The sequence below is a fragment of the Nonomuraea longispora genome (assembly GCF_004348345.1).
In the GTDB taxonomy this organism is placed as follows: domain Bacteria; phylum Actinomycetota; class Actinomycetes; order Streptosporangiales; family Streptosporangiaceae; genus Nonomuraea; species Nonomuraea longispora.
In genome coordinates, this window is record NZ_SMJZ01000029.1 from 37972 (window position 1) to 53642 (window position 15671).

At 69.0% G+C, this 15671-nt stretch carries 14 protein-coding genes; 2 read left to right on the forward strand and 12 right to left on the reverse strand.

What is annotated here, in order from left to right; translation table 11 throughout:
* Positions 1-32: 32 nt before the first annotated feature.
* The 4 genes from pafA to prcB all read right to left on the reverse strand — a co-directional run bounded on the left by pafA (position 33) and on the right by prcB (position 4085).
* On the reverse strand, positions 33-1391 hold the full coding sequence (gene pafA / locus E1267_RS10690; protein WP_103962987.1) for a Pup--protein ligase: 1359 nt from the start codon (positions 1389-1391) through the stop codon (positions 33-35).
* Between the two features lie 148 nt (positions 1392-1539).
* A complete protein-coding gene (locus tag E1267_RS10695) occupies positions 1540-2061 on the reverse strand; it encodes a hypothetical protein (protein WP_246063710.1) in 522 nt (173 codons plus the stop codon).
* 365 nt (positions 2062-2426) lie between these two features.
* Positions 2427-3215, reverse strand: coding sequence for a proteasome subunit alpha (prcA, locus tag E1267_RS10700; protein ID WP_132332263.1), 789 nt, complete (start codon positions 3213-3215; stop codon positions 2427-2429).
* Between the two features lie 21 nt (positions 3216-3236).
* A complete protein-coding gene (gene prcB, locus E1267_RS10705; protein WP_132332264.1) occupies positions 3237-4085 on the reverse strand; it encodes a proteasome subunit beta in 849 nt (282 codons plus the stop codon).
* Positions 4086-4287: 202 nt separating this feature from the next.
* Between prcB and E1267_RS10710 the strand changes: the two genes are divergently transcribed.
* A complete protein-coding gene (locus tag E1267_RS10710; RefSeq protein ID WP_132332265.1) occupies positions 4288-5361 on the forward strand; it encodes a DNA polymerase IV in 1074 nt (357 codons plus the stop codon).
* A gap of 257 nt (positions 5362-5618) precedes the next feature.
* Here E1267_RS10710 and E1267_RS10715 read toward each other — a convergent pair whose 3' ends face one another.
* The 6 genes from E1267_RS10715 to E1267_RS10740 form a co-directional block, all read right to left on the reverse strand.
* Positions 5619-5828 carry a ubiquitin-like protein Pup gene (locus E1267_RS10715; protein ID WP_132332266.1) on the reverse strand — a complete coding sequence of 70 codons (210 nt, stop codon included), beginning with the start codon at positions 5826-5828 and terminating at the stop codon, positions 5619-5621.
* Positions 5829-6203: 375 nt separating this feature from the next.
* Positions 6204-7718 carry a depupylase/deamidase Dop gene (gene dop, locus E1267_RS10720; protein WP_132332267.1) on the reverse strand — a complete coding sequence of 505 codons (1515 nt, stop codon included), beginning with the start codon at positions 7716-7718 and terminating at the stop codon, positions 6204-6206.
* A gap of 86 nt (positions 7719-7804) precedes the next feature.
* Positions 7805-8884 (reverse strand): acyltransferase family protein, encoded by a 1080-nt coding sequence (locus E1267_RS10725; RefSeq protein WP_246063712.1) that lies wholly within the window; start codon positions 8882-8884, stop codon positions 7805-7807.
* A 67-nt stretch (positions 8885-8951) separates the two neighbouring features.
* Complete coding sequence (locus E1267_RS10730) at positions 8952-10067, reverse strand: pyridoxal-phosphate dependent enzyme (protein WP_220449413.1); 1116 nt, start codon at positions 10065-10067, stop codon at positions 8952-8954.
* Positions 10068-10207: 140 nt separating this feature from the next.
* The gene (arc, locus tag E1267_RS10735; RefSeq protein ID WP_132332270.1) at positions 10208-11971 is read right to left on the reverse strand and encodes a proteasome ATPase; all 1764 of its coding nucleotides are present in this window, start codon (positions 11969-11971) and stop codon (positions 10208-10210) included.
* 204 nt (positions 11972-12175) lie between these two features.
* Complete coding sequence (locus E1267_RS10740) at positions 12176-13027, reverse strand: tRNA (adenine-N1)-methyltransferase (RefSeq protein WP_132332271.1); 852 nt, start codon at positions 13025-13027, stop codon at positions 12176-12178.
* Between the two features lie 55 nt (positions 13028-13082).
* On the opposite strand from E1267_RS10740, the gene E1267_RS10745 reads away from it, so the two are divergent.
* Positions 13083-14192 (forward strand): GNAT family N-acetyltransferase, encoded by a 1110-nt coding sequence (locus E1267_RS10745; RefSeq protein WP_132332272.1) that lies wholly within the window; start codon positions 13083-13085, stop codon positions 14190-14192.
* A gap of 123 nt (positions 14193-14315) precedes the next feature.
* Here the strand turns inward: E1267_RS10745 and E1267_RS44210 are convergent, their stop codons facing one another.
* Positions 14316-14483: a hypothetical protein gene (locus tag E1267_RS44210; RefSeq protein ID WP_165959551.1), complete on the reverse strand. Its 168-nt coding sequence runs from the start codon at positions 14481-14483 to the stop codon at positions 14316-14318.
* Positions 14484-14864: 381 nt separating this feature from the next.
* Positions 14865-15671, reverse strand: an 807-nt coding sequence (locus tag E1267_RS46250) for an FHA domain-containing protein (RefSeq protein WP_246063714.1), incomplete at its 5' end; no start/stop codon positions are given.

Genomic DNA, 15671 nt, shown 5'->3' on the forward strand with positions numbered 1-15671 from the left:
GGGGTAAACGCGGCGCCACGCTCTGGCACGGGCTACATGCCGGCGATGAGCTTGTCGACCCGCTCGTCCACGCTGCGGAACGGGTCCTTGCACAACACCGTGCGCTGCGCCTGGTCGTTGAGCTTGAGATGCACCCAGTCGACGGTGAAGTCGCGCCGCTTCTCCTGAGCCTTGCGGATGAACTCACCGCGCAGCCGGGCCCGCGTCGTCTGCGGCGGCACCGACTTGGCCTCGAAGATCTTCAGGTCGGACGCCACCCGCTCCACCGAGCCGCGCTTCTGCAGCAGGTAGAACAGGCCGCGCTTGCGGTGCACGTCGTGGTAGGCGAGGTCGAGCTGCGCCACCCGCGGCGAGGACAGCGGCAGGTCGTACTTCTTGCGGTAGCGCTCGATCAGCTGGTATTTCGTCACCCAGTCGATCTCCCGCGACACCAGGTCGAGGTTGCCCGTGTCGACCGCGTGCAGGGTGCGCTCCCACAACTCCAGCACCCGGTGGGCGATGGCGTCGCCGCCGCGGCGATCGACGAAGTCCTTAGCCTTCGACAGGTATTCCTGCTGGATCTCCAGGCTGGAGGCCTCGCGCCCGTTGGCCAGGCGCACCCTGCGCCTGCCCGTCATGTCGTGAGAGACCTCGCGGATCGCCCTGATCGGGTTCTCCAGCGACAGGTCACGCATGACCGTGCCCGACTCGATCATGCGCAGCACCAGGTCGGTGGCGCCGACCTTGAGCAACATCGTGGTCTCGCTCATGTTGGAGTCGCCCACGATGACGTGCAGCCGGCGGAACCGCTCGGCGTCGGCATGGGGTTCGTCGCGGGTGTTGATGATGGGCCTGGACCGGGTGGTGGCGCTCGAGACGCCCTCCCAGATGTGTTCGGCCCGCTGCGAGACGCAGTAGACGGCCCCGCGCGGCGTCTGCAGCACCTTGCCGGCCCCGCACACGATCTGCCGCGTCACCAGGAACGGGATCAGCACGTCGGCCAGCCGCCCGAACTCCCCGTGCCTGCCCACCAGATAGTTCTCGTGGCAGCCGTAGGAGTTGCCGGCCGAGTCGGTGTTGTTCTTGAACAGATAGATGTCACCGGCGATGCCCTCTTCGCGCAGCCGCTTCTCAGCGTCCACGAGCAGGCCCTCGAGTATGCGCTCGCCCGCCTTGTCGTGGGTGACGAGCTCGATGACGTTGTCACACTCAGGTGTTGCGTATTCAGGGTGGCTGCCCACGTCGAGGTAGAGACGTGCGCCGTTGCGGAGGAAGACGTTGCTCGATCGGCCCCAGGACACGACCCGCCGGAACAAGTAGCGCGCGACCTCGTCCGGCGACAGCCTGCGCTGTCCCCTGAACGTGCAGGTCACGCCGTACTCGTTCTCCAGCCCGAAGATGCGACGATCCATCACCTCACACTATGCCCACGGATCGGCATGCGGGAGAGATCTTCGCAGGTGTTTTCCCATGCCGGCCTCATCCGGTGCCCCGTTGACCGGGCGTTTACGGCGTTCGTCCCGCGCCCGCCCCCTCGGGGCGCGGATCACGCGGCGCAGGTCAAGGGGTGTAGATCTCCTGCACCTTGACGATCCGCCCCTTGTGCACGGTGATCAGCGAAGGGTGCGGATTCGTGCCGTGCCGCTTGATCAGCGCCGCCCTGGAACAGCTCTTCGCGCCGAGCCCCGTCTTCCTGCTGACCGTCAGGTTCGACATCGTGGCCTTGCACCCGTACGCCGACAGGAACACCACGTTCTTCGCGACGGGCGAGGCGTAGGCACCCACGTGCCCCTCGCGCGGGGCGACGAAGTTCCCCGGGGTGTGGCTGCCCTTCGTCCACCTGATGGGCACGTACTCCGCCGTGCCCCCGCGCACGCCGGTGATCCAGCCGCGCAGGATGCCGTTGCGGCGGGAGTGGATTCCCTTGGTGAAGTCATGCTTCGGGTCGGGCTGGAAGGTCGTGCCGAAGATCTTGGGCGCCTTGTACCTGGGATAGCCGGCCGCGTCGGCCGCTCCGCCGGAGGTCAGCACCACAGCCGCAGCCGCCCCGGCCGCGAGGATGCCGCGCAGGCAAGTGTTCATGCAACGTAAGATCATTGGTTGTCCTCCGGAGTTCGCCCAAGTCAGTGTGAAACACATCACACTGCTCTGTGCCGCCTCCATCGCGGGTTCCGGACGAGCGAGCGGCCTCTCGTGCAGGGAGCCCGGGCCCGGGTGAGGGCCGATCGCGTACGTGAGGCGCGGTCACTGGGCCCCCGACGCCGGTCACCGCCTTACGAAGCCGGACCGGTGGCACAGCATGTCACTGACGTCCCGCATCGGTCACCGGCAAAGGCCCTGGACGCAGCACGCCGCCGAACCCACCGGCCCCCTCACCGCGACGTAACGGCCACAGGCCGCCCGGCAGCGGGGACCCCGTCGTGGTGGGGCCCCCGCGGTAACCGCCGCTACAGCGGCGAGGAGCCGTCGTCCACGTCGCCGTCCGGACCCGTGGGCGGGGGTGTGTCCTTGCCCTCGCCGGCCGGAGGCGTGGGCTCGGAGGCGGGTGGGGTGGTCGTCTGGGCGAGCAGGCGCTCCAGCCGCGCCCCCGTCAGCCGGAGGAACTTACGGTGCTCGCGGTTGCGGTCGAGCACCGCCACCTCAAGCTGCGCCACCGGCGGGCGCTCGCCGCCCGGCTCGGTGAGCGCCGTCAGCGCCACCTCCAGCGCGTCGGCCAGCGACATCGACTCGCGGTAGTGTTCCTTCAGCCGCGACGACACCGCCTCGGCCTGGCCGCCCATGGCCGCGAAGCCGTGCTCGTCGAAGACCGACCCGTCGAACGTGAGCCGGTAGATGGCGTCGCCGTCCTTCGTCTCGCCCACCTCGGCGACGACGACCTCCACCTCGAGCGACTTGATCGACTCGGTGAAGATGCGGCCCAGGTTGGAGGCGTAGAGGTTGGCCAGGCCGCGCCCGGTCACGTCGGAGCGGTCGTAGGTGTAGCCGTTGATGTCGGCGTAGCGGATGCCGCCGAGCCGCAGCTCCTCGAACTCGTTGTAGCGTCCGACCGCGGCGAAGCCGATGCGGTCGTAGATCTCGCTGATCTTGTGCAGCGCCCGCGACGGGTTGGGCGCCACGAACAGGATGCCGTCGACGTACTGCAGCACGACGACGGACCGGCCCCGCGCGATGCCCTTGCGCGCGTAGTCGGCCTTGTCCCGCATGATCTGCTCAGGGGACGCATATCCAAAAGGCATGGACACGTGCGGTGGTCCTTTCTAGCGCAGCGGGGCGATGGGGCCGTCGGGCGAGATCAAGCGGGCTTCGAGCATCTGCTCCACGTAGGAGGAGACCTGCTCGTCGGTCAGGCGGCGGAAACCGTCGGCGTCGATCACCGTCACGATCGGCCAGATCTTCCTGCTCACGTCGGGCCCACCGGTGGCCGAGTCGTCGTCGGCCGCGTCGTAGAGGGCCTGGATGAGCGTCATCACCATGTCGTCGGAGGAGGCGCCGTCGCGGTAGAGCTTCTTCAGCGACCCGCGCGCGAAGATGGAACCGGACCCGATCGCGTCGAAGCGCTCCCGCTCGTAGGGGCCGCCCGCCACGTCGTAGCTGAAGATGCGGCCTTCGTCCTTGTCGGGGTCGTAGGCGGCGAACAGCGGCACCACCACCAGCCCCTGCATCGCCATGGCGAGGTTGCCCCTGATCATGGTCGCCAGCCGGTTGGCCTTGCCGGCCACCGACATCGTGCGGCCCTCGAGCTTCTCGTAGTGCTCCAGCTCCACGCGGTAGAGGCGCGCGAACTCGAGGCCCGTGCTGGCCGTGCCCGCGATGCCCATGCACGAGTAGTCGTCGGCGCGGAACACCTTCTCCACGTCGCGCTGGGAGATGATGTTGCCCGACGTCGCCCGCCGGTCACCGGCCATGATCACGCCGCCGGCGAAGGTGGCGGCCACGATCGTGGTCGCGTGCGGGACCTGATCGCCGATCGGGGTGGCGAGAACCTCATCTCGCTGTGGCAGCAACTCGGGCGCATATGAGCTGACAAACTCCGTGAACGAGGAATTCCCCGTGTTCCGGAAAAGGTGGTTCACCAAGCCGACGGGCAGATCCCTGTGCGATGCCACGCGACTCCCTCCAAACGTCAGTGTTCCTAGGGCGACCCTACTCATGTTGGGTTGCTGTCTGCACTTCCCACGATCAGCTAACGGCGAACCATCTTGCGCGGGCGCCACTGCCGTACCGGCCGAACCCCCCAAACCCGACACCCGCCCACGGGTCGTGCCCTGCGCGGCGACCGCCACGAACCCACCGGCCATACTGGACAGCATGGCCACCAGGTCCGCCCGGGACTGGATCCTGCACGTCGACCTCGACCAGTTCATCGCCGCGGTCGAGTTGCTGCGCCACCCCGAGCTGCGCGGCAGGCCCGTCGTCGTGGGCGGCACCGGCGACCCCACCCGTCCCCGCACCGTGGCGGCCACCGCCACCTACGAAGCCCGCGCCCACGGCGTCCACTCCGGCATGCCGCTGCGCACCGCACAGAGACGTTGCCCGGAAGCGATCTTCCTGCCCAGCGACCCGCCGGCCTACGAGGCCGCCTCGCGGGAGGTGATGGCCGTGCTGCGCGAGTTTCCCGTACGCGTGGAGGTCTGGGGCTGGGACGAGGCCTTCGTCGGCGCCGCCACCGACGATCCCGAGGCGCTCGCGGCGGACCTCCAGCGCGCCGTGCTCGCCCGCACCAGGCTGACCTGCTCCGTCGGCATCGGCGACAACAAACACCAGGCCAAGCTCGCCTCGGCCTTCGCCAAGCCGGCGGGGGTGCACCGGCTCACCAGCGACAACTGGGCCGAGACCATGAATCACCGCTCCACCGACGCGCTGTGGGGCATCGGCGCCAAGACCGCCAGAAAGCTCGCCGCTCAGGGCGTGCACACCGTCGCCGAACTGGCCGCGGCCGACCCTGCCGAGCTCGCCCGTCATTTCGGCCCCACCAACGGCCCCTGGCTGCGCTATCTCGCCCTCGGCAAGGGTGAGGCCGAGGTCGTCACCACACCGTGGATCGCCCGCGGCCACAGCCGCGAAACCACCTTCGAGCACGACCTCACCGACAGGACCGACATCGCCCACCACGTCGCGACGCTCGCCGGGCGCGTCGCGCAGGACACCATCGCCTCCGGCCGCCAGGCGACCCGCGTCACCGTCAAGGTGCGCTACGCGCCTTTTCTCACCCGCACCCGCCAGGCCACACTTCCCGCCGCAACGACCGACCCGGCCGCCATCACCCGGACGGCCCTCACCGTGCTCGGCCGCTTCGATCTCGACCGCCCCGTGCGCCTCCTCGGCGTCGCGGTCGACTATGCCATGCCGGACGATCAGCCCACCCTCGACCACCTGGACTAGAGAACAGCCCCGAGCCCCCGTGTCCCGCGAGAGCGGCGCCGTGCTCGCCCTGGCGGGCGAGCACGCGCTCGCAGTCGTCCTGGTGGTGCCGTGACGGTAGGCAAGCGGGTGGCCGCCGAAGAGGACCGTGCCACGCGCCCGACGGGGCTGCGCTGGATGAGCCCGGACCGGGCGAGGGCCATGCCTCACCACCGTCCGGGCAGGTCGTCGTTCGGTCCGGCGCTTCCACCCGAATCATCCCTTAACGTGCTTTGGTCCTACTCCCCACCCTTTTGGACATAGCTGCGTACGAATTCCTCAGCGTTCTCTTCGAGAACTTCGTCTATCTCATCCAGGATCGAGTCGACATCGTCCGTGAGCTTCTCCTGCCGCTCCTGAACGTCCGGCGCCGCCGAGGCCTCGGTCTCCTCAACTTCGGCCTCGCGCCGACCGGCCTGCTTCTGGCCGCCGGTGTCCTTGGTTGCCATGTCCTACCTCCGTCTGGGGGACTGCCTCTCCTGCATATCTTCCCCGAACCGGGCGACATTTCGCGCCGATCATCCAGCGATCTTGCGGGGTTGACCAGATAGTAGAGCTACCCGAAAACGGGACGCCCGCTCCCATGGGAGGTTGAGATGTCCCCTTTGTCCTCAAGTATGACCGATGTGCTTCTCATCACAGTTTCCCAGCTCGCCTTCAGCGGAAGTCTCTGCTACGGAACGTTCCAGGCTACCCGGCCGTTCGCGGGCGGATGCGCCGGCGCTGTTCGCCCCGGTGGCGACGGCGTACGTGGACCAGGACGGCCCGCGCGCACCCCGGGGCCCGGCGTGGGCCTGCCATGAGCGGGCCGGCACGATGCGTGGTCAGTCGCCGCCGGTGAGCGCGGCGACGAGGTCGGCGGCCGTGCGGCAGCGGTCGAAGAGCTCACCGACGTGGGCCTTGGTGCCGCGCAGCGGCTCAAGGGTCGGCACTCGCTGCAGCGACTCCCTGCCCGGGATGTCGAAGATGACGGAGTCCCAGGAGGCGGCGGCGACGGCTTCGCTGTACTGGCTCAGACAGCGGCCGCGGAAGTAGGCCCGGGTGTCGGTGGGCGGGTGCTCGACGGCGCGCTGCACCTCTTCCTCGGTGACGAGGCGCTGCATGCGCCCGCGGGCCACGAGGCGGTTGTAGAGGCCGCGGTCGGGACGGATGTCGGAGTATTGCAGGTCGACGAGCTGGAGCCTGGGGTGGGACCAGGCGAGGCCGTCACGACTGCGGTAGCCCTCGAGGAGTTCGAGCTTGGCGACCCAGTCGAGCTCGCCGGCGAGCTGCATCGGGTCCTCGGCCAGGCGGGTGAGCACGGACTCCCAGCGGTCGAGGATGTCCTTGTTCATCTCGTCGTGGGCGGTGCCGCGTTCCTCGACGTATTTGCGGGCCTGCTCCAGGTATTCCATCTGGAGCTGGATCGCGGTGAGCTTGCGGCCGTCACGCATGGGGATCTCGTAGCGGCAGCCGGGGTCGTGCGAGACCGCCCGCAGCGCCTGCACGGGATTGTCGACCGCGAGGTCGCGGGTGAGGAAGCCGTCCTCGATCATGGCGAGGACGAGCGCGGTGGACCCGAGCTTGAGGTAGGTCGAGATCTCCGACATGTTGGCATCGCCGATGATCACGTGCAGCCGGCGGTATTTCTCGGGGTCGGCGTGCGGTTCGTCCCGGGTGTTGATGATGGGCCGCTTGAGCGTGGTCTCGAGCCCGACCTCGACCTCGAAGAAGTCGGCCCGCTGGCTGATCTGGAAGCCTTCGCCGCGGGAGTCCTGGCCGATGCCGACCTTGCCGGCGCCGACGACGACCTGCCGGGAGACGAAGAACGGGGTGAGGTGCCTGACGATGTCGGCGAAGGGAGTGGCCCGCCGCATCAGATAGTTCTCGTGGCAGCCGTAGGAGGCGCCTTTGGCGTCGGTGTTGTTCTTGTAGAGCTGGATCGGGGCGTTGGACGGAATGGCCGACGCCCTGGTCGCCGCGTCGTACATGACCCGCTCGCCCGCTTTATCCCAGATAACCGCAGCCCGCGGGTTGGTGCATTCGGGTGCGCTGTACTCCGGATGGGCGTGGTCGACGTAGAGCCGGGCGCCGTTGGTGAGGATGACGTTGGCCAGGCCGAGGTCCTCGTCGGTGAGCTGGGTGGGGTCGGCCACCTCCCGGGCAAGGTCGAACCCGCGCGCGTCGCGCAGAGGGTTCTCCTCCTCGAAGTCCCACCGTGCCCTGCGCGCGCGGGCCGCCGAGGCGGCCAGATAGGCGTTCACGACCTGTGAGGAGGTCACCATCGCGTTGGCGCCCGGCTGACCAGGTACGGAAATGCCGTACTCGGTCTCGATGCCCATCACCCGACGCACCGTCATGCAACACCCTCTGTTCGTCCGGGTCTGTCTATCCGCCGTTTATATGCCCGAGCCTATGCCCTTCACAGTGCCCCGAGGCCACAAGGTTATGGCACCGACGCCTTTTCAACCTGTACGGCGGGAGCTGACGCGGTATGCGGTGCCTTGCGCGGCTTGAGAAGTCGCTGGACAGGACGTTCGGCAAAGGCGTGGACGAGATAGGACAGGAGAATCGCGACCAGCGTCGCGGTCACGGCGACGGCCCAGGGGGGCAGGCTCTCGACGAGCACGGGGATGAGGGCCACCGCGACCACACCATGGAACAGGTAAAGCGGGTAAGTGACCCCGCCCAGCGCGGTGAGCGCCCGCGACGGCCTGAGCCTGAGCAGGCCGAGGGCGACCAGGGCCATCACGGCGAAGATCAGGGTGATGGTGATGATGACGCTGACGTCGGTGACGGGCATGTTCTTGAAGCCGGCGGCCTCGACGCGGCTGTGCACCCGCCCGAGCGCGGCGTTGATCGACAGGCCGTACCCGCCGGCCACGTACAACCAGGGCAGCCAGGCGCTGCCGTGCTTGTGAATGAGGTACAGGGACATGCCGGCCACGAAGTAGGGGGCGTAACGCGGCATCACGATCTCGTCGAGCAGGTCGTTGCCGAGCAGTTCCGCGCCGAGCGCCGCGGCCAGCCAGACGCCCGCGAAGACCAGCACGCGCCGGTACGTCACGCCGATGATCACGAGGACGGCCATCAGCAGGTAGAACCGGAGTTCGGCCCAGAGCGACCAGTAGACGCCGCCGGCGTCGGTGACCTTGAACAGCCGCTGGAGCATGGTGGCGTTCACCAGGTACTCGCCTGGTGAAAGTTTTGGGTTGAGCGCCTTGGCGCCGGTGATCGCGTAGAGGGCGGCGACGGCGCCGAGGCTGAGCCAGTACGCGGGATAGAGCCGGACGAACCGGGACCTCGCGAAGCCGCCGAGCCCACGGCCCCAGACGGTCATCAGGATGACGAAACCGCTGATGATGAAGAACAGCTCGACACCCAGGATGCCTAACCCCGCGATGGGCGCCAGCGCCGGGAACAGCTCGGCGGGCCTGTCCCCCCAGACGGAGGCGTACGCGACGAGATAGTGGAAGGCGACGACGGCCAGGGCGGCGATGAATCGCAGGAGGTCGAGTTCGGCCAACCGGCCGTCCCCCCGGACATGCTTAGGCCGGTTGGGTGAGTGCACGCCCCTTTGACGTAGGTGTCGATCATTTCGGTTCCACCGGTCCCTCTGTTCCCACGAGCAACACGTGTGAGCGGTCGCCGACGCCGAGCGCGTCGCGGGAGGCGTCGCCGAGTTCGAGCAGCCCGGCGGCCCCGGCGGCGCCGCACGGCGACAGGGCCACCCCGTGCCCGGACAGGAGCCGTACCGCGGCGTCCGCCTGCTCGTCGGTGATCGTCATGTAGAGGTCGGCGAGGTGGGACAGCAGGCGGTGGGCCAGGAGGGAGGGTTCGAGGCAGTCGAGCCGGCCGAGCGTGGTGTGCCCACCCGTGACACGGACGGGCTTGCCCGCGCGGGCGCTCTCCAGCAGGCAGGGCGCCCCCTCTGGCTCGACGACCACGACCTTGGGCCGCTCGCCCCAGCGGTCGCGTACGTACGCCGCCGCAGCGGCGGCCAGCCCGCCCACCCCCGCCTGCACGAACACGTGCGTCGGCGCCTCCAGGGCCCCGGCCGGGCCGTTCACGGGGCCGTGATCGGAGCCCCCGATCGTCTGAGGTTCGGCGGGTTCCGCAGAGAACCGCAGCGCGCCGGGGTCGGAGAGTTCGTCGAACAGGACCGTGTAGCCGCGCATGACGTCCAGCGGGACGGCGGTGTAGCCCTCCCACGAACTGTCGGAGACCAGGCGCCACCCGTGCTCCTCGGCGGCGCGGAGCGCGGCGGCCATGCTGTCGTCGTAGTGGCGGCCGCTGCGCCGCACCTCCGCGCCCAGCGCGCGCAGCCGTCGCTCGAACGCCGAGGGTACGTCCTCGCTCAGATAGATCACGCACGGCACCCCGGCCTCCGCCGCTCCGGCGGCCACCGATATGCCGTGGTTGCCGGCGCTGGCGCACACGAACGGAGGCCCTTCCGGCTCGCGATCGGCCATCAGGCGCACGGCGTAGGCGCCGCCGAGCGCCTTGAAGCTGCCCAGCCCCATGCGCAGGCTCTCGTCCTTGATGTGCACGGCGGCCGTACCCGCGAGCCCGCGGACGGTGTGGACGGGCGTCGGCCGGTAATCGCTCCGCCCGGCGAAACGGGCGCGCGCCTGGCGGGCGTGCCCGGCTCCGATGAGCGCGCGATCCTGGTCGGTGTACGGGGCGCGTGCGGGGTTGAGGTACTCCACGATCGCCATGCTAGGTGGGGCCCGCGCTTTTCACCGGCAGGAGACCCGCCTCGACGGCTCCGGCCGATCCCCTCGCCGGAGCGGCCGCAGATGCGGGAGGGCCGCGCGGTCCTCCGCGCGGCCCTCCCGATCAAGGGGTGTTACAGGTACTGGCCGGTGTTGGCGACGGTGTCGATGGACCGGCCGGCTTCGGTGCCCTGCTTGCCGGAGACCAGCGTGCGGATGTAGACGATCCGCTCGCCCTTCTTGCCGGAGATGCGGGCCCAGTCGTCGGGGTTGGTGGTGTTGGGCAGGTCTTCGTTCTCGGAGAACTCGTCCACGCAGGCCGTGAGCAGGTGCTGCACCCGCAGGCCCTTCTGGCCGGATTCGAGGAACTGCTTGATGGCCATCTTCTTGCCCCGGTCGACGATGTTCTGGATCATCGCGCCGGAGTTGAAGTCCTTGAAGTAGAGGACCTCCTTGTCGCCGTTGGCGTAGGTCACCTCAAGGAAGCGGTTCTCCTCGCTCTCGGTGTACATGCGCTCGACGACGCTCTGGATCATGCCCTGGATGGTGGCCCCACGGGAGCCGGAGTGCTCCGCCAGGTCATCGGGATGCAGAGGCAGGTCAGAGATGAGGTATTTCGAGAAGATGTCCTTGGCCGCCTCGGCGTCCGGCCGCTCGATCTTGATCTTGACGTCCAGGCGGCCGGGCCGCAGGATCGCCGGGTCGATCATGTCCTCGCGGTTGGAGGCGCCGATGACGATGACGTTCTCCAGGCCCTCGACGCCGTCGATCTCCGACAGCAGTTGAGGGACGATGGTGTTCTCGACGTCGGAGGACACGCCCGAGCCTCGGGTGCGGAAGATCGAGTCCATCTCGTCGAAGAACACGATCACCGGGGTGCCCTCTGAGGCCTTCTCGCGGGCTCGCTGGAAGACGAGGCGGATGTGCCGCTCGGTCTCACCGACGTACTTGTTGAGCAGCTCCGGGCCCTTGATGTTGAGGAAGAAGCTCTTGCCGGACTGGCCGGTCTTCTCCGCGACCTGCTTGGCCAGGGAGTTGGCGACGGCCTTGGCGATGAGCGTCTTGCCGCAACCGGGCGGGCCGTACAGCAGCACGCCCTTCGGGGGACGGAGTTTGTGCTCGCGGAACAGGTCGGCGTGCAGGTAGGGCAGCTCGATCGCGTCCCTGATCTGCTCGATCTGCCGCATGAGGCCGCCGATCTCCTCGTAGGAGATGTCGGGGACCTCTTCGAGCACGAGCTCTTCGACTTCGGACTTGGGTATGCGCTCGTAGACGTAGCCGGAACGAGGTTCGAGCAGGAGCGAGTCGCCCGCCCTGATGGGCTGGCCGACCAGCGACTCGGCCAGTCGCACGACGCGCTCTTCGTCGGCGTGCGAGATGACCAGGGCCCGCTGTCCCTCGTCGAGCAGTTCTTTGAGCATCACGATCTCGCCGACCTCTTCGTAGCCGAGGGCTTCGACCACGTTGAGCGCCTCGTTGAGCATGACCTCCTGGCCACGCCGCAGCGAAGTGACATCGACGGCGGGGCTGACGTTCACCCGGAGCTTGCGACCTCCGGTGAACACCTCGATCGTGCCGTCTTCTCGGGCCTCCAGGAAGGTGCCGAAGCCGGATGGCGGCTGCGCCAGCCGGTCGACCTCCTCCTTGAGGGCGACGATCTGGTCCCTGGCCTCCTTGAGTGTGGCCACCAGGCGTTCGTTCTGGCCGGTCACGGCCGCCAGATTGGCCTGTGCCTCATGGAGACGCTCTTCGAGGACCCTGGCCTGACGGGGTGACTCGGCCAGCTTCCGCCTCAGCGCGGTGATCTCCTCCTGGAGGAAGGAGACCTGTGTTGAAAGATCAGCGACCTCCCGTTCGCGCTGCGCGGCTCGAGCCTCAGCATCATCGCGAGCTGCCACGCCCCGTCACCTCCTTCCCAGTCGAGGGCGACTACTAAGGACCTTACCTATCTCGGGCCCCTCCGTAACCTGGCCGGGCAGTGTTCGTCGTGTGACATTCAGTATTCGGTGATTAATCCCCAATAGTGCGTTTAATACTCCCAGCATATGAACACGGCCTTCTGTTCCCGTGTCACGCACCAACGCACCCTCGTGGCCAAATTGTCATAGTTCTTCAGTCGTTCCCTTCGGTCGTCGACGGCGCGGCGGCGGGGTCACGCCGTCGGCCATGCGGCGGGCGGTGACGAGGAACCCGGTGTGGCCGATCATCCGGTGATCCGGCCTCACCGCGAGCCCTTCGACGTGCCAGTCGCGAACCAGGGTCTCCCACGCATGTGGCTCGGTGAAACACCCATGATCGCGAATGGACTCGACCGTCTTGGACAACTGGGTCGTCGTGGCGACGTAGCAGCAGATCACGCCGCCCGGCGTGAGCGCCTTGGCCGCCGCGTCGACGCACTCCCAGGGAGCGAGCATGTCGAGAATCACGCGGTCGACGTCGACCTCGTCGATGGAGGCCACCAGGTCGCCGGTGACCAGGCGCCAGTTGCCCTCCATGGGGCCGCCGTAGAACTTCTCGACGTTCTTGCGCGCCACGTCGGCGAACTCCTCGCGCCGCTCGTACGACGTCACGTGGCCCTCGGGGCCGACCGCGCGCAGCAGGAAGCAGGTCAGCGCCCCGGAGCCGGCGCCCGCCTCGACGACCCGGGCGCCGGGGAAGACGTCGGCCATGCCGACGATCATGGAGGCGTCTTTCGGGTAGATGACGGCCGCGCCGCGCGGCATGGCCAGCGTGTAGTCCTGCAGCAGGTGGCGGAAGGCGAGGTAGGCGGTGCCGCCCGAGGAGCGCACGACCGAACCTTCAGGCTGCCCGATCAGATCGCTGTGCGGGATGGCGCCCTTGTGGGTGTGGAAGACGCCGTCCTCCTTGAGCGTGATCGTGTGGCGCTTGTTCTTGGGGTCGGTGAGCTGCACCTGATCCCCCACCTGGAAAGGCCCATGCCTGCGGAAACCCATGGCGGCAAGGTTATAGGGCTTTCGAGCGGGTCAGGACGCGCGATAAGTATGGGGGATGCTCCCGCCCGACGTGATCTCCACCGGTTCCCTGATCCTGCGGCCGCCCGCGGAGCCGGACACCGAGGCGATCGTCATGACCTGCGACGACCCGGTGTCGGCCAGGTTCCTGCCGCTGCTGCCCTCCCCTTACCGAGCCGAGGACGCGCGCGACCACCTCGGCAGGGTCGCGGCGACGTGGCGGGAAGGCGGCGCGGAGTTCGCGATCACCGAGAACGGCCGCTACGCCGGCTCCATCGGCGTCACGCCGCCGGACCGCTGGGGCGTGACCGGGATCGGCTACCTGGTGGCGCCGTGGGCCCGGGGCAGGAACGTCGCGGCCACGGCGGCCAGGGCGGTCACCGACTGGCTGTTCGACCACGGGGTGCGCCGGGTGGAGCTGCAGACCGAGGTGGAGAACGTGGCGAGCCTGCGGGTGGCGTACAAAGCGGGTTTTCGTGAGGAGGGGCGCAGGCGCGACGCCAAGCGGCTGCGCGACGGCCGGTACGCCGACTTCGTCACGTTCGCCCGGCTGCCCGGCGACGTCATGGTGGCGGAGCCGTACCTCCCGCTCTTCGACGGCGGGAAGCTCACCGACGGGGTCGTGGCGCTGGAGCCGCTGGCCGCCGAGGACGCCACGGACTTCCACCGGATGATGGCCGAGCCGAGCGTGGCGGCCTACTCCGTGGAGCCGCCGGCCACGCTGGAGGAGAACCAGCGGCGCTGCCGCTACACCGGCTACTGGTGGGTGTCGGGGCAGCGCGTCGAGCTGGCGGTCAGGGACGCGGCCTCGCGGGCGTTCGCGGGGCACGTGCAGCTGACGCAGGTGGTCCCGGCATTGGGGCAGGCGATGATCGGCTACTCGTTGGCGCCGGAGTACCGGAGGAAGGGGCTCATGACGCGCGCGGTGCGGCTGCTGGTGGACTGGGCGTTCGCCAGCACGCCCCTGCACCGGATCGTGGCGGGCACCGAGGCGGGCAACACGGCCTCGCAGGCGGTGCTGGAGCGCGCCGGGTTCGGCCGGGAGGGCGTGCACCGTCAGCTGTTCCCTCAGCCGGACGGCACGTGGGCCGACGACGTGGCGTGGGCCCGCCTGCGGCCGGCCGTGCCCGTCGGCGGGACATCCTGATTTCCTGTCGAGGGCTGGTCAAGGGGGTCGTCCAGGGCGATAGTCAGGGCACCCGCACGTGAGGGTCGCGTGATCGGGGTACGCGATCACGCGACCCTCTCCCCCGAGGGGCACCGCGATCCCTTACGACCGCGCCGACGTCGCCATGCGCGAGCTCATCGCCGTGTTCTCCTGCCTGGAGACGGCGAACCTGACCGGCCGGCTGGCACGTGCGGCCGCGGCCGTCGCGGGCACCGCGAACGCGCGATTGTCCAGGTGGACGTGCTGCGCCGGCACGCCTGCTCGATCCACGTGCACGCCCCGCCGGGCGATCCGCTGCGCGTGCGCGGTGGCTCGCGGACCCGGGCGTGATGATGCGCGGGTGCGGTCTTTCCGGCCGGTCCAGCGGCGGTCGGCCCTCTTATCGCGCAGGGGCTATCCCGAGGTTACGGACGACCGGTTCCGGACCCAATGAGGGCGGGAAACGGTGCCACGGCGGCTTCTCCGGCCCGCTAACCCGTGAAGATCCTTCGCCTTTTCCCGACTTTTGGCCAGAGCGACACTTTTCCCGTATATAGCGCTATAAACCTGTGCTTCGCGGCCGGAATGCCCGGCGTGGCCGCCGATCCGCCGTACACGCCGGACGCCCGCGCCCTCGGCGAGGGCGCGGGCGTCCGGCGATCGAGGCGTCCGTCAGCCCCGGTGGGCCTCGAAGCGGAGCGTGCGGGACACACCCACCCGGACGGTCGTTCCCGGCGCGATGGTGACGGGCTCGTTGGGCGGGATGTCGTAGAAGTTGGGATCACCGGGCGGCTGGATCTGCGTGCCGTTGACCGAGCCGAGATCCACCAGGTTGACGTCCCAGCCGTCCAGCGCCACCCGCAGATGGCGGCGCGAGACCGAGCCGTCGGGACTGGTGACCTTGGCCGGCCTGGCGTTGCCGCCGGCCACCTCCGGCGCGCGTTCCGGGTCGCGGCCGAGGAGGTAGTCGCTCTCCAGAGGCAGCGCCGTGCCGTCGTCGAGGACGAGGACCCCCAGCGAGGGCCGCGGCCCTTTGTAGGGAACCAGGGTGCGCTGGACCAGGGCGATGCCGCAGACGGCGCAGTAGGGCACGCGGGGGTCGTTGAAGTGGTCGTTCTTGCAGTCGACCCCGTAGACCAGCGGCCGGTCGCCGTGGTCGCCCTGCTGCTCCTGCTGCTGGGGCGGGCCTGGCTGGTCGTAGTGCTCCTGCGGGCCGGGCGGGGGCGGACCGGGCTGGTCGTAGTGGTCGGGCGGCCCCATGTGCTGGCCGGCCTGCTGCTCGGCGCCGTTGCCCGGATGCGCGGGCTCGTCGTAGGAGGGGAACTGCTGCTGCGGCTCCTGCAGGTGCGGCGGCTGGTCCTGCGGCGGGCCGAAGGGCGACTGCTGGTCGTGGGGATGACCGTAGGGGGGCTGGTCCTGCGGCGGACCGAAGGGCGACTGCTGCTCCGGGGGCGGGCCGTAGGGAGACTGGTCCTGCGG

Bases quoted from the DNA above. Each gene is read 5' to 3' on its own strand.
- pafA (WP_103962987.1), bottom strand. From the start codon at position 1,391: ATGGATCGTCGCATCTTCGGGCTGGAGAACGAGTACGGCGTGACCTGC.
- E1267_RS10695 (WP_246063710.1), bottom strand. From the start codon at position 2,061: ATGAACACTTGCCTGCGCGGCATCCTCGCGGCCGGGGCGGCTGCGGCT.
- prcA (WP_132332263.1), bottom strand. From the start codon at position 3,215: ATGCCTTTTGGATATGCGTCCCCTGAGCAGATCATGCGGGACAAGGCC.
- E1267_RS10710 (WP_132332265.1), top strand. From the start codon at position 4,288: ATGGCCACCAGGTCCGCCCGGGACTGGATCCTGCACGTCGACCTCGAC.
- E1267_RS10715 (WP_132332266.1), bottom strand. From the start codon at position 5,828: ATGGCAACCAAGGACACCGGCGGCCAGAAGCAGGCCGGTCGGCGCGAG.
- dop (WP_132332267.1), bottom strand. From the start codon at position 7,718: ATGACGGTGCGTCGGGTGATGGGCATCGAGACCGAGTACGGCATTTCC.
- E1267_RS10740 (WP_132332271.1), bottom strand. From the start codon at position 13,027: ATGGGTTTCCGCAGGCATGGGCCTTTCCAGGTGGGGGATCAGGTGCAG.
- E1267_RS10745 (WP_132332272.1), top strand. From the start codon at position 13,083: ATGCTCCCGCCCGACGTGATCTCCACCGGTTCCCTGATCCTGCGGCCG.